This is a genomic window from Syntrophomonas wolfei subsp. methylbutyratica, from assembly GCF_001570625.1.
GTDB lineage: Bacteria > Bacillota > Syntrophomonadia > Syntrophomonadales > Syntrophomonadaceae > Syntrophomonas > Syntrophomonas methylbutyratica.
This window is the reverse complement of record NZ_BBQT01000001.1, coordinates 302,754-316,340: the sequence shown is the minus strand read 5'-3', so window position 1 is coordinate 316,340 and position 13,587 is coordinate 302,754. Positions and strand designations below refer to the sequence as shown.

Here is a 13,587-nt window from a genome sequence, read left to right as displayed (position 1 = left end):
TAATATTCTATAATGTTATTAAGTCATGGGGTTTGGGAAACTATGGGGAACATAGAAAACGCACGTGATTCAAAGCAGGAAAGACTTAATATGCTTCAGGCCTCCTTTCAGGCTGTTCTGGGGCAGGAAGAGCTGTTCTCAAAGATCATCGAGTTTTTTCCATATCCCATCGAGGTATATACGCGGGACGGAACTGCGGTAATGGTAAACCGTGCCATGCTTGCCGAATTTGGAGTTGCAAGCAAGGGTATATATAAATGGCAACGGATGAACCTTGACCCGTTGCTTGCTAAATAGCCTGGAGGCGGGAGGGCCAGCTTCCATCCCGTAATTAACCCCGTCCCTTCGTCAGACCCAAATTCCATATGAGGAATAAATATGCTCTGGCTCGCATATTTTTTCATAGACCATTATATTAAGGAGGCGGGCTAAATGGCGGAACATTCCATTAAATTGAGCAACCGCAGGAATATGGAACTTACCGGAATTAAAAATGTTAATAATTTTGATGAAGAAAAAATAATTCTTGAAAGCGAACAGGGTAACATCTACATAATTGGCCAGGACTTGCATATTGGCACCCTGAACCTGGAGCAAGGCCGGGTGGCCCTGGAAGGCAATATAGACATTATCGAGTACAAGGCTCCCGGTACCGATATCAAGGCTAAAGGAAAAAGTATTATCAACCGCTTGCTCAAATAATAAATGACCATTAATGCAGCATGGAGGGGGAGTGCCTTTTGTCCGTGCTTTTGGGCCAGCTAAAAGCTTTTTTCCTGACTCTGATACTGGGCATATTCAGCGGAGGTCTTTTTCATTATTATCACTTAACCGTTAGAAAAGCCAGGATAGGCCGGTATTGGCTATACTTAATCGATTTGATACTATGGATTATTCTCCTTTTAATTGTTTTTGTCTTTCTTCTGCTGATAAACGGAGCGGAAATGCGGCTCTATGTTCTCCTGGCCCTGGCCTGTGGGATCGCTATCTATTTCCGTTATCTGTCGCGGTACATGACCCCCATCCTTTCTCGTGCTGCCCAGGGAAGTGTAGAGTTTTCTTCCGGGCTGGCCCGAGCTATTAGAAGCCCTTTTTTACGCCTCTCCTGCTATTGGAAAACCCAAAAAGGCAAAGGTAAAACTCCGCCCCCGGGCGATAGTGAGAATTAAAAATTTTTCCCCTGGCAGGAATTTAGCCATCGTACCCCGAATAATAAAATTGTCCACAGATACTCTATTTAGCCGGGCTCGGTCCAAAGATTATGAAGTAGTAATTATACTTCCCGGAGATACACCGGGCATTTTCAAGGGAGAAGAAGAGGATGGCGAAGAATAAGCTGGAACGCAAGGGCATATGGAGATTTTTGCTTATCGGAGTCTTATGCGGCCTTATGCTTATGATAGTTGCTCCCAAACTAAAAATCATTTACCAAATGGATGGGCAACGACACAGGCTGGAGCAGGAAAAAAAAGAATTGGAAAAGAAGAACCAGGAACTGAAAGCTAGACTAATAGAGATGGATAGCGCAGTAGCGGTTGAGAAAATCGCTCGCGAGCAATTGGGTATGGTAAAAAAAGGAGAAAAAATCATTATTCCCCTCAAGGAAGAAAGACCATAATTAACCCCCCTTTGCTGTTGACTACTGCATGGGCATTTTATACAATTGAAATAGTATATTTTGAGGGGGCTCTTTAGCTTTATGCCTACTGAACAAACTAATATTGTACCTGGCAGCATAATGGAAGGAAAGGTACAGGGAATCACCAAGTTTGGAGCATTTATTGAACTTCCAGGAGGTGTGGTTGGGCTGGTTCACATCTCCGAGATAGCCGACACCTATGTAAAAGATGTTAAGGATTTTATCAAAGAAGGCGAAAGTGTCAAGGTTAAGGTACTCAATGTTGCGGGGAAAAAGATTGGGCTTTCGATAAAGCAGGTATCCCCTCCCCCGAAAAGTGAACCCAAGGCTTTTGAGAGGAATTACCGGAGCAGCAGCAATGTTGCAGGTAACCGCTACAATAATAGCCCTATCGGTAAGGGCGCCAGTACCCCGATAAGTCTGGATGACAAGATTGCCAAGTTTCTTAAAGAAAGCGATGAGAGAATGCAGCCGCTTAAGAATAAAATGGAACCCAGGAAGCGTAACCGCTTTAATTAATATCTAGCAGACAACAGGAAGCACTTCCCGCAGGAAGTGCTTTTTTATCCGATGACTAACTCGCTCTAAGACTCCCGCCTCTATAGGCGGGAGTAAGAGCGACTAAGTCCCTGGATAAGTGCGGCTAAGCTTCAGGTGGAGGTTAAAACTCCACCTGAAGCAAGTCTTACTTGATGAAAAGGAGTTTGACTTATTGCGTTGTGCAGCTATAGATATTGGAACCAACTCCTGCCGTTTGCTGATAGCTGATGTCAGCCCGGAAGGATTGCACCCACTTCACCGTGAAACCAGGACTACCCGGGTAGGGGAAGGCCTCAAAAACACTATTCGTATCCGGAAGGATGTTATAGAACGGAACATATATTGTTTGGAGGCTTTCAAAAACACCGTTGAAGAAAAGGCAGTAGACTGTTACCGGGTGGTAGCTACCAGTGCTTTGCGGGAAGCCGAAAACCAGGAAGAATTTCTGGGGAGAGCCTGGGAAAAAACCGCGATGCAGATTCAGGTAATAAGCAGCGAGGAGGAAGCCCGGCTGAGCTTCCTGGGGGTAAGCCGGGGATTACCTTCTTTGGAGTCACCGCTGGTAGCGGATTTGGGTGGGGGAAGCCTGGAATTGATTCTAGAAGGAGGAGCAGAACCTATATTCTTATCTCTTCCTTTGGGAGCAGTAAGGGCTATGGAACAGAACTTGAAAATTACTGAAATAACCGCTGTGATGTCCCCTCTGGCCTTTCACAAAAAAGACTTTGCTCCCCATCCATTGGTTATGGCTGGGGGAACTGCAACCACTCTGGCAGCTATTAAACACTCCCTGGTGCAATACGATCCCAGCCTGGTTCATGGGCAGCTTTTAAAGCGAGAAGAAATTGCGGATATCTATAATATGCTGGAAAGAATGCCCCTGAGTCTTCGCCGGCGTTTGCCGGGTTTGCAGCCGGAACGAGCCGATATTATTCCCTGGGGAACCCGGATAATCTTATTATTAATGGATATATTAGAAAAAGGAGAAATCATTGTTAGCGAAAGCGACTTGTTGGACGGGGTTATCTGGAGTTTGGCATAATATAATATTATGATTAATATAACGGATAGAAATAATTAATTTTTCCGCGCAGGTTTTTATCAATTTTTGTAGAAAAGGAAAGGTTGGGAGTTATTCTTCATTCTTCAGGGCAATAAACTTGGGTATGGTAGACGAGAGAGAAGCATACTTGAGTATTGTTAAAGTAACTGTTCGAGGAGCTTAACAGTTACTGGGAACAAAAAGGAAGGAGGGAAGAACGAAGCACAAGAGAAAATTATATTCCGGTCGGGTTTAACAGGTCCCGGAATATAATCTTGATTCTTGCTGGGACATCTTCATCAATTCCAGCGCTATAGAAAAGGTATTTTGCAATAACGGCAAAAATACTAGAGAATTTGGTATCTATTTGCTATGTTCGAGGATTACAATAACAAAGGGAGAGTGAATAAGCTAATGAATTTTCTGACTCCAGCCGAAATTGCCGTGGCTACAGCGAATGCGGGTAAAGCGAAATGTGAATTGCCAATTATAAAAATGTTTGTTTTGGGAATCCTGGCCGGCGTATATATTGGATTCGGAGCTAACCTGGCTACCAAGATAGGCTCGATGGCAGCCTCAGATACCTCGGGCGGACAGTTCCTGTTTGGAGCAGTCTTCTCCGTAGGCCTGATGCTGGTTGTTATTGCCGGTTCCGAATTATTTACCGGCAACTGTATGTTCTGTTGTATTTCCTCTTTGAATGGACAATCCACCTGGGGCGGATTACTTAAAAACTGGGTGATTGTTTTTCTGGCCAACTTTGTAGGTTCAGTATTGCTAGTATATATCATTTTTTATGGTGGATTCTGGGGTGATGGTGCTGTTGCCACCGCAATCAGTGCCCATGGAATAAAAGCCCTGGGCATTGCCAAAGCTAAAATGTCATTAACCTGGGGACAAGCATTTTGCCGGGCTATTGGTTGTAACTGGCTGGTTTGCCTGGCCGTATGGGTGGCCCTTGCTTCCAAAGATATTATTGGAAAAATCTTTGGCATCTTCTTCCCCATCATGGCCTTCGTATCCAGCGGATTTGAGCATAGCGTCGCCAACATGTTCTTTATTCCCATGGGTATTACCATTGCTCAGAACAACCCCGAACTGGTAGCAGCTGCCACCAAGATAGGGGCAGATGGAACGGCTGTTTCAGTTTTTAATATGACTGCGGAGCAGGTAACTGCTTTCTTCACCTATGGCAATTTTATCAATGCCAATCTTATTCCGGTAACATTGGGGAATATTGTAGGCGGCTCTATATTTGTAGCTATGTTCTACTGGTTTATTTATTTGAAAAAATAATTTTTTCCCCGTACAATCCATCCTTGGATGGGCTGAATGTTTCATTTTGCATAACCCTGTATGGATAAATCAGCTATGATTCCATAGCTGGCTAATATAATGCTATCTAGCAGTGGAGACTCCGAAATCGAGTCTCCTTTTTTTTTGCTCACCTAACCCACTTTTCATCAATGGTTGTGGCTCTCACCCTGCGGGTACTCCTGGTGTTCGACCCTGTGGGTGTCACTATTAAGGTTGTGGCCATGGGGGGTTAGTAAGAAGAGCGAACAGTTTCTGGGACAAGGGACCTGTCCCCGTGTCCCAAGTGAAAAGCTTAGGGAAAATAGCAAAGATAGCATTTTCCCAGCAGATTTTGTATAAAGAAAAAACCAGACGCTCGTCCACAAATTACAAAATTTACCAACGCCTCTTGTTTATAATAGGTGGACAAGGCTTTAAACAAGCCGTAATCATCTTAAGCTAAATTAGAAGTTCGGAGATGGGGGATAAAATGCTGGGGAAAACGGAGATTTATCCTTATCAGAGAGTTGCCGAAAAAGCAGACAATAGACCCCGGGGCAAAAAGCATGAGTGGCTGCGGCTTTTTAAAGAAAGGTCGGGAAAGGGACAAGCCTATTTAAGAGACTTAATAAGAAAAGAAGGTTCCACTGTTCTTCACTCGCTGTTAAACCCGGAAAACCTGCTCCTGGCGTTGGGAGCGTTGATTTTGTCCCGGGCCTTCGTTCTGGGTGATTTGCTTCCCTTTATTTACGCCTATCTGGCTGTTTTCGGCAGAAATCAGAAAGGCCGGGCCTTTTTATTGCTGGTATTTGCCAGCCTGGGAATGGCCAGTGTATTGCATGGTTTTGCTTTGGGCAGCAGTATACTAAGTTTGCTTATTTTGCTGGCAGTGCTACACCGGCTGACAATATTGCCGGAAAGAGCCTGGTGGATGCTTCCTCTGGTCAGCATTTCCGTGCTATTTGTGTGCAAGAGCCTTTTTCTCCTGGGAGGCGATTTTTCCTTATATGCTGAAATGGTAGTGGTTTTTGAAGCGGTGATAGCCGGTGTTCTTTGCTTCGTTTTTATTGTTGCCCATGAAGCCATGGCCCGGAGGAAACCTCTGGCCAGCTTAAATTTTGAAGAGTTTGCCGCCTTTTTAGTTCTGGGCATAGGCCTGGTCATGGGTTTGAATAATGTTGAGGTAGCGGGTTTAAGTGTCAGCAGCATAATCTGCCGGTTGGGAATAATGCTGGCAGCCCTGTTGTGGGGTTGCGGCGGGGGAACCATAGTTGGAGTAATGACCGGAATCATTCCTTCTATTTCTTCCAGTATTTTTGCCCAGAGCCTGGGCATGTATGCTGTTTCCGGTCTTCTGGCCGGGCTGTTTAGAAATCTGGGCCGCCTGGGGATTGTTTTGGGCTTCATGCTGGGAACTATGGCCTTGTCCATGTTTATACCGGAAACCTCGGCTACCATTCTGGGGATATGGGAAACAGCCATAGCCAGCCTCTTGTTTTTCCTACTGCCGGAGTCATTGCAGGATAAAATGCCCCTGCAAGCCCTGGGAGCCTTAAGCAGTAGCCTAAGGGAGCAAGGTGAAATAATTGACAATCAGCTGGAGGAAAGCGCTCGCACCCGCATCCAAAACCTGGCAGCAGTTTTTGAAGAACTGAGCAGCAGTTTTAGCGGGGAAATGGAAGTGAAAAGAAAAAACAACCAGGCGGCTTATCTAAATTACCTTTATGAACAGGTTTCGCAAAACTTTTGTGAGAAATGCTCGCGCTATGATATCTGCTGGGGCCGGGATTCTTACCATAGCTCCCAGCAGATTTTGGAACTATTCTCTATTGTTGAAAAGGCCGAACTTAGCTATGAAAAAGCCCCCCGCGATTTTAAACGACGTTGCCTTTATGCCCGGGAAATGATAAGCACTATAAACTACCTCTTTGATCGCCTGCTCTTGAACGAGTACTGGTCCGACAAGCTTTGCGAATCACGGGAACTAGTGGCTATCCAGCTTAAAGGGGTGAGTCAGCTGATTAAAAAACTGGCTCAGGAAATTACTGTAAAAGCCGAGTTTGACCTGGAGCTCAGAGAAAAACTGTTGAGAGAAAGCAAACAACAGGGTCTTAAAATAAAAGAAATGACTCCTCTGCGCAGCAACGGGCAATTATTGCTGAATGTAGTGGCCGATCCTTGTCGCGAAGGAGAATTTTGCGAAAATATCATTGCCCCCGCTTTTTCCAACATCCTGGGAGAAAGGATGGAGGTTTGTGAAAAAACCTGTCCCCGTTTCCGCGCCTGGGGGCAGTGCAAATTTACCATGAGCCGAGCCTGCAGCTACAAGATAAATAGCGCGGTGGTACAAGTGGGCAAGGAAGCGGTTTGCGGCGACAGCTTTACCATAGCCAGTCTTAAAGAAGGAAAAGAGTTAATAGCCCTCAGTGATGGAATGGGGGTGGGGGAAAAAGCCTGCGGTGATAGCCAGGCTACAGTAAGACTGCTGGAAAACCTTTTGGAAAGCGGTTTCCAGCGCGATGTAGCGCTAAATACCATAAATACGGTATTACTCCTTCGTTCAGCCCAGGAGAGCTTTGCCACCCTGGATATGATTATGGTCGATCTCTATAGCGGTGATGCGGATTTTATCAAGGTAGGCAGTGCGCCCTCTTATATAAAAAGAGATAAAAAGGTAGGGATGATAAGCGCCCACTCCCTGCCCATAGGAATACTGGAGAATGTAGATGTAGTAAGCGAAAGACACAGCCTCTGCCCCCGGGATATACTGGTCATGGTAAGCGACGGAGTTCTGGAGGTATCCCGTCAGTTTAATGAAACCTGGATAATGGACTTTTTAAGCCAGGTGGACGAAAGCGACCCACAACTCCTGGCAGAAATGATTATGAATAAAGCCCTGGCTATATGCAAAGGAAAACCGGCCGATGATATGACCGTAATCTGTCTTCGCGTTGAATTGCAGTAATATATTATGGGGACGGTCTGAAATATTATTGACTCCACTGCAAAAACCCCTTTTTGTAGCACATGGGTTGCATAAATATACAAAGCGAACGTTGGCGAAGCCAACACCCGGAATATTTTATCGCTTTTTGCAGCTGATATCATGGTTTGACAAAGGGGGAAACTTGGGTAGCATTAAGACTAGGAGATTTCTTAATGGTGGAGAAAGATAATGCTGCGCAAAGTTAGAGAATATATCCGGGAAGAAAAGCTGCTGGAGCCGGGGAAAAAGGTTTTGCTGGGCGTTTCCGGCGGGCCGGATTCCATGGCTCTGCTTCATATTATGCATAAATTAACAGCGGAAATGGATTTAGGCCTGGCAGCTCTTCATCTTAATCATGGATTGCGCCCGGAAGCCGCTGCGGAAGAGGAATTTGTCCGCGAGCACTGTCGTAATTGGGGAATAGATTTCTATTCCCGGCAAGCCGATATCCGGGCCCGGGCCCTTCAGGAGAAAAAGACCCTGGAAGAAGCCGGGCGGGATTGCCGTTATCGGTATTTTTTCGAGCAATTGGAGGAACTCCAGGCTGATTACATCGCCACCGCCCACCACCAGGATGACCAGGCGGAAACCGTCCTGCTGCACCTGCTCCGGGGAAGCGGGCTTAAAGGGCTGCGTGGAATTATGCCCCGGAAAGGCCAACTGATTCGCCCCTTATTAGCCTTGTCCAAGGCCGAGATTATTCATTACCTGGATGAAAACCAAATACCCTATTGCCTGGATCAGAGTAATAATGATTTGCGTTTTTTGCGCAATCGTATTCGCCGCGAACTCATACCCTACCTGCAAAAGACTTACAACCCCCGCATTATGGAAAGCCTGAATCAACTGGCCGGGATTGCCCGTGATGAGAATGATTATTTGGAAAAACAGCTTCACTTCTCCTGGGATAAGCTCTTACTCCGGCAGGAACCCGGTTTAATAATTTTGGACAAGAAAGCCCTGGGTGAAGAGCACCCGGCTTTGCAAAAACGGCTTATTCTAGAAGCCTTGGCTCGTCTCCGGGGTGAAAGCGGTTGGGAACTCAAGGATGTGCAAAGAATACTCCGCTTGCTTTATCAAAGCGGTTCCTCCAAATATATTCAGCTTAGACAAGGCCTTCGAGTCAGCAGCGTTTACCGGGAATTGCACTTCACGAACCGGCCCTTTCGAGAAGGAAGTTTTTGCTATCCAATTTCCGTCCCCGGACGGCTTAGTATTCCCGAAACCGGAGAAAACTATATTATAGAACTGGGCCAGCCGGCAACTTTTCAACCGGGCTTATCTTCTTGCCTGGATTATGATAAACTTAAGCAGCCTTTGTTCTTACGCTCGCGCCAACCCGGAGACCGTTTTCAGCCTTCGGGAATGAAGGGCAGCAAGAAAGTAAAAGATTATTTTATAGATATCAAATTGCCCCGAGAGCAAAGAGCCCGGGTTCCCTTGTTAACCTCGGGGAAAAATGTATATGCCATAGTCGGTTATCGAGTATCCCGCCTGGCCGAAGTGGATACGGAGAGCCAAAGAGTGCTGATAATTAGAAAGGAAAACCTATAATTGATGAAATGGCAATAATCCTTTTTGTTGCATAAAGGTTTGTATAAATATACAAAGCGAGCGTTGGCGAAGCATGGTTGCAACGCCCGGCGGTATATTTATACAAGCCAATGAATATAAATAACTTTTTGCAAATAGTAAGTATGCCATTTTGCAGCCGCTCATAAATTTTGCCGTTTACGGCGTAATTGAAAAGAAAGGCTTAATATGCTACAATATGACGCAAATTCTCCAGGTTTTTATGGGGAGGAAGTATTTTGGATAGAGCTCTAAAAAATATCGCACTATATATGCTTATAGTACTCCTGGCTCTCTTTGCCATGAAAATGGTGAGCCGCTCGGATATAGAAATCAAGGAACTTAGCGAGCCCCAGTTCTACCAGATGGTGGAACAGGGTCAAGTGAAGGTGGTTCAGGTAGAAGTAGCCGAGCTGGTTTACAACCTCAGCGGCGAGTTAAAAGATAACAGCAAATTCACCGCCACGGTTTCCAAAGAAGCTGACATTATCAAGCTGCTGCGGGAAAAGAAGGTAGATTATACTACCCATCCCGTGCCGCCCCCTTCCATATGGATGACCTTGCTTACTACTCTGTTTCCCATAATTATTCTGGTGGTCTTCCTGCTCTTCATTATGAACCAGACCCAGGGCGGCGGAGGCCGGGTGATGCAATTCGGCAAAAGCAAAGCCCGCCTGTTGAGCGGAGAAGATGTAAAAGTATCCTTTAAGGATGTGGCCGGAGCGGAAGAGGCCAAGGAGGAAATGCAGGAAGTAGTGGAATTCCTGAAAAATCCGCAGAAGTTTATTCAGATCGGAGCCAAGATTCCCCGCGGGGTTCTGCTTTACGGTGCTCCCGGAACGGGGAAAACCCTCATGGCCAAGGCTGTGGCCGGCGAAGCTGGAGTACCTTTCTTCTCCATCAGCGGTTCGGACTTTGTGGAGATGTTTGTTGGCGTAGGCGCGGCCCGAGTCCGCGACCTCTTCGAACAGGCCAAGAAAAACGCCCCTTGTATAGTCTTTATTGATGAAATTGATGCGGTTGGACGCCAGCGGGGAGCCGGTCTGGGCGGTGGACATGATGAAAGAGAACAGACCTTAAACCAATTGCTGGTGGAGATGGATGGATTCAGTACCGGTGAAGCCATTATTGTCATGGCTTCCACCAATCGCCCGGACATATTGGACCCGGCACTCCTACGGCCAGGAAGGTTTGACCGGCATATACTGATAGACAAACCTGATGTCAAAGGCAGAGAAGCCATACTGGGGGTTCATGTCCTGAACAAGCCCCTGGACGACAATATTAATATGGAAATATTAGCCAAGCGCACTCCCGGTTTTACCGGAGCTGACCTGGCCAATATGGTTAATGAAGCAGCATTGCTCACTGCTCGCCGCAACAAGAATAAAATCGGTATGGAAGAATTGGAAGAATCCATTGAAAGGGTCATTGCCGGTCCAGAAAAGAAAAGCCGGGTTATCTCCGAAAAAGAAAAACGCCTGGTGGCTTATCATGAAGGCGGGCATGCGGTAGTCAGCTATTTCCTGCCCCATACCGATAAATTGCATAAAATCTCCATTATTCCGCGGGGGCGGGCTGGAGGTTATACCCTCTTGCTGCCGGAAGAAGACCGCAATTACATCACCAAATCCTACCTGCTGGACGAAGTTACCACCCTCTTGGGCGGGCGGGTGGCCGAAGCTCTGGTATTAAATGACATCAGCACCGGAGCCCAGAATGACCTGGAAAGGGCCAGCGGTATAGTACGGAAGATGATAACCGAATTCGGCATGTCGGAAGAATTAGGACCGCTTACTTTCGGCCATAAAAGCGAGGAAGTCTTCCTGGGGCGGGATATTTCCCGGGATCGCAACTATTCTGACGCCATTGCCTATGCCATAGATAAAGAAGCCAGCCACTATATGGAAAGCAGTTACAAGAAGGCCGAAAAAATACTGCAGGAAAATATGGATAAACTGCACCAGGTAGCTGCCCGTTTGATAGAACAGGAGACCCTGGAAGGCGAAGAATTTGAGGAAATAATGCGCCCGGCCTGAGGCAATTAACCCCGGTCATGGCATTTCCCCGCACGGGCATGGGGACGGTTCTTTTGCCTGTTAGATTTTCCCCATAAAAGGGAAGGATTTTTTACTAGCATGTTTAATATAACTAATACCAGTCAACAGTAAAACTGCTCAGGGGGTGAAAATAATTGAAGAGAGTAGAACTACTGATAAATGACGAGTTTTATACCGAATATATGCGCCGCAATCATGAAGAAGAGCTGGAACCCAAATTTTGCCAGCACGATTTTCAGCACCACCTCAATGTTGCCCGGATAGCCTACATTTTAATACTGGAACAAAACCTTCTGGCTTATTTCGTTAAAGAAAGTGGTCTTAGTGGCAAGCTGGCGGGGAAAGAAGTGATTTATGCCGCCGGTTTGCTGCATGATATCGGCAAATGGCAGGAATATAAAACCGGAATTGACCACGCCTCCTTCGGCTCCCGCCTGGCTCGGGAAATCCTGCCTCGCGCTCATTTCAATCCCCTGGAAATAGACTTGATCAGCCGGGCAGTTTATGAACATCGCAACATTAGACAGGATATGAGTTTTTTGGGCGAGAGGCTGCACCGGGCCGACAACCTGTCCCGGGTCTGCCGCAACTGCGAGTATAACGAACAATGCCCCAAGTTTAAAAATAAGGAGCTTACCATCAGCAATTTTGAATACTGATTTCCTATGGCCGGGGCTTACAATCACCGATGAAAATAGGGGAAGCAATAAGTACGAAGCCAGGGGCCACAACCAATGATGAAAAGTGAGTTAGTAGGGGCTTGAATAGTAAGATGTAGTAGGAAACAACTTAAATCCCTTACCTCTAACTCCTTACTTACTAATATATCACGGGGAGGAAGCCTTGATGCAGCAGGGGCACCATGCCGTATTAATACATGACCGCCGGGAAGCCCAGCGGCTTCTGCAGGAAATAGCGGTTGATCCCGCAGCCTTTGTCTATCTATTGCCGAAGGCTGTTTTTCGCTGTATTAAACTGAAAGGGATACCCTGTATAGCAGCCAATATCATCAAGCAGGAAATGCTGGCCAAAGGAGGCGAAGCCGCCGTAAAGCGAGAGGCGCTGTATTTGGAAGGGACTACTGATATATTGTTGCTGGGAACCCTAAAACATTACGGCCTGCTGCTGGAAAAGCTCAAGAAGCAGCCTTTTGGCTTGAAAAAAATTGCCGCCGAAATTCAAGCAATACTGGATAATCTGGAAGCAGGCGAGCGGACTATAGCGCTGGCTCATGGCAAAGAATTGCCTTTGGGCCAGCGAACTTTAATTATGGGGATACTAAATATTACCCCGGATTCCTTTTCCGACGGAGGCCGCTATATGGAAACCGGCCAGGCGGTGGAGCGAGCCCGGGAGATGCGAGAAGAAGGGGCCGATATTATTGACATCGGAGGAGCCTCCTCCCGTCCCCAGTCCCAAATGATAGACGAGGCGGAAGAACTGCGGCGCGTCCTGCCGGTAGTAAAAAGCCTCTCCCGCGAGGGTTTTATCCTTTCCCTGGATACCTTCCGGGCCGGGGTGGCCAGAGCCTGCCTCGATGAAGGCGTTCATTTAATAAATGATATCGGACGCTTGCAGCTTGACCCCGGTCTCTTGCCTGTCCTGGCAGAGAAGCAGGCCCCGGTGATACTGATGCACAACCGCATGCAGCTCCGGGATGAATCCGGACAGGTAATCGATGCCGAAAAAGTTACCCAGGACCTTATGCACTACCAGGATCTTATAAGTGATATTATAAAAGAACTGGGCCAGTCCATAGAAATGGCGCAGGAAGCCGGACTGGGCCGGAATAAAATAATAATTGACCCCGGACTGGGTTTTGGCAAAAACCTCGCCCAAAACCGCTTGCTGATAAAAAGGCTGGAGGAATTCAAAAGCCTGGGACAACCTCTATTGATAGGGGCTTCCCGGAAAACATTTATCGGCCAAACATTGGAGCTGGAAGTGGGGCAGCGCCTGGAGGGCAGCCTGGCGGTGGTAGCCATGGCCATAATGAATGCCGCGGATATAGTGCGGGTGCATGATGTCCGGGAGAGCAAGCGGGTAGCTATGATGACGGATGCGGTGATACGGGAAAATGGATAAGAAAGTGGATAAGATAATGGCCCGGGGTCTGGAGTTTAAAGCCTGCCACGGCGTACTGGCAGCGGAAAAAGAAAGCCCCCAGAGCTTTCTGGTGGACCTGGATCTATTTCTTGATATAAAGGCGGCGGCGGAGCAGGATAACCTGGCTTTGAGCGTTGATTATGATAAAGTATTTCACCTGGTGAAAAATATTGTCGAAAACCAATCATATAATCTTTTGGAAACCCTGGCCGAGAAGATTGCCCATGCTCTGCTGGATTCCTTTGCCGCTTTGCAGGCAGTTGAAGTACAGGTATCTAAACCCGATGCTCCGGTGAAAGGAAACTTTGATTATTTTGCTGTAAAAATTAGAAGAGAGAAATGATGA

General features: G+C 46.8%; 13 protein-coding genes. All 13 read left to right on the top strand.

Going from position 1 to position 13,587, the window contains the following annotated elements; all coding sequences use genetic code 11:
* Positions 1 to 42: 42 nt before the first annotated feature.
* The 13 genes from AWB54_RS01380 to folB all read left to right on the top strand — a co-directional run bounded on the left by AWB54_RS01380 (position 43) and on the right by folB (position 13,584).
* Entirely contained in the window at positions 43 to 297 is a 255-nt protein-coding gene (locus AWB54_RS01380; RefSeq protein WP_061212850.1) for a hypothetical protein, read from the top strand.
* A gap of 135 nt (positions 298 to 432) precedes the next feature.
* Positions 433 to 702, top strand: coding sequence for a sporulation protein YabP (gene yabP, locus AWB54_RS01375; protein WP_011639553.1), 270 nt, complete (start codon positions 433 to 435; stop codon positions 700 to 702).
* 44 nt (positions 703 to 746) lie between these two features.
* Complete coding sequence (gene yabQ / locus AWB54_RS01370; RefSeq protein WP_235811057.1) at positions 747 to 1,169, top strand: spore cortex biosynthesis protein YabQ; 423 nt, start codon at positions 747 to 749, stop codon at positions 1,167 to 1,169.
* Positions 1,170 to 1,321: 152 nt separating this feature from the next.
* Positions 1,322 to 1,618 carry an FtsB family cell division protein gene (locus AWB54_RS01365; protein ID WP_061212848.1) on the top strand — a complete coding sequence of 99 codons (297 nt, stop codon included), beginning with the start codon at positions 1,322 to 1,324 and terminating at the stop codon, positions 1,616 to 1,618.
* Positions 1,619 to 1,699: 81 nt separating this feature from the next.
* A complete protein-coding gene (locus AWB54_RS01360; protein WP_061212847.1) occupies positions 1,700 to 2,158 on the top strand; it encodes a S1 RNA-binding domain-containing protein in 459 nt (152 codons plus the stop codon).
* A 193-nt stretch (positions 2,159 to 2,351) separates the two neighbouring features.
* Positions 2,352 to 3,221: a Ppx/GppA phosphatase family protein gene (locus AWB54_RS01355; RefSeq protein WP_061212846.1), complete on the top strand. Its 870-nt coding sequence runs from the start codon at positions 2,352 to 2,354 to the stop codon at positions 3,219 to 3,221.
* Between the two features lie 414 nt (positions 3,222 to 3,635).
* Positions 3,636 to 4,517: a formate/nitrite transporter family protein gene (locus AWB54_RS01350; RefSeq protein ID WP_061212845.1), complete on the top strand. Its 882-nt coding sequence runs from the start codon at positions 3,636 to 3,638 to the stop codon at positions 4,515 to 4,517.
* Between the two features lie 490 nt (positions 4,518 to 5,007).
* Positions 5,008 to 7,482 carry a stage II sporulation protein E gene (gene spoIIE, locus AWB54_RS01345; protein ID WP_061212844.1) on the top strand — a complete coding sequence of 825 codons (2,475 nt, stop codon included), beginning with the start codon at positions 5,008 to 5,010 and terminating at the stop codon, positions 7,480 to 7,482.
* Positions 7,483 to 7,692: 210 nt separating this feature from the next.
* A complete protein-coding gene (gene tilS / locus AWB54_RS01340) occupies positions 7,693 to 9,057 on the top strand; it encodes a tRNA lysidine(34) synthetase TilS (protein ID WP_061212843.1) in 1,365 nt (454 codons plus the stop codon).
* A 257-nt stretch (positions 9,058 to 9,314) separates the two neighbouring features.
* Positions 9,315 to 11,114, top strand: coding sequence for an ATP-dependent zinc metalloprotease FtsH (ftsH, locus tag AWB54_RS01335; protein WP_061212842.1), 1,800 nt, complete (start codon positions 9,315 to 9,317; stop codon positions 11,112 to 11,114).
* Positions 11,115 to 11,269: 155 nt separating this feature from the next.
* Entirely contained in the window at positions 11,270 to 11,794 is a 525-nt protein-coding gene (locus AWB54_RS01330) for an HD domain-containing protein (protein ID WP_061212841.1), read from the top strand.
* Positions 11,795 to 11,981: 187 nt separating this feature from the next.
* The gene (folP, locus tag AWB54_RS01325; protein ID WP_061212840.1) at positions 11,982 to 13,220 is read left to right on the top strand and encodes a dihydropteroate synthase; all 1,239 of its coding nucleotides are present in this window, start codon (positions 11,982 to 11,984) and stop codon (positions 13,218 to 13,220) included.
* Complete coding sequence (folB, locus tag AWB54_RS01320) at positions 13,213 to 13,584, top strand: dihydroneopterin aldolase (RefSeq protein ID WP_061212839.1); 372 nt, start codon at positions 13,213 to 13,215, stop codon at positions 13,582 to 13,584. The genes folP and folB overlap by 8 nt, the downstream gene beginning before the upstream one ends.
* The last annotated feature ends 3 nt before the right edge of the window (positions 13,585 to 13,587 follow it).

Bases quoted from the DNA above. Each gene is read 5' to 3' on its own strand.
- AWB54_RS01380 (WP_061212850.1), top strand. From the start codon at position 43: ATGGGGAACATAGAAAACGCACGTGATTCAAAGCAGGAAAGACTTAAT.
- yabP (WP_011639553.1), top strand. From the start codon at position 433: ATGGCGGAACATTCCATTAAATTGAGCAACCGCAGGAATATGGAACTT.
- AWB54_RS01365 (WP_061212848.1), top strand. From the start codon at position 1,322: ATGGCGAAGAATAAGCTGGAACGCAAGGGCATATGGAGATTTTTGCTT.
- AWB54_RS01360 (WP_061212847.1), top strand. From the start codon at position 1,700: ATGCCTACTGAACAAACTAATATTGTACCTGGCAGCATAATGGAAGGA.
- AWB54_RS01350 (WP_061212845.1), top strand. From the start codon at position 3,636: ATGAATTTTCTGACTCCAGCCGAAATTGCCGTGGCTACAGCGAATGCG.
- spoIIE (WP_061212844.1), top strand. From the start codon at position 5,008: ATGCTGGGGAAAACGGAGATTTATCCTTATCAGAGAGTTGCCGAAAAA.
- tilS (WP_061212843.1), top strand. From the start codon at position 7,693: ATGCTGCGCAAAGTTAGAGAATATATCCGGGAAGAAAAGCTGCTGGAG.
- folP (WP_061212840.1), top strand. From the start codon at position 11,982: ATGCAGCAGGGGCACCATGCCGTATTAATACATGACCGCCGGGAAGCC.
- folB (WP_061212839.1), top strand. From the start codon at position 13,213: ATGGATAAGAAAGTGGATAAGATAATGGCCCGGGGTCTGGAGTTTAAA.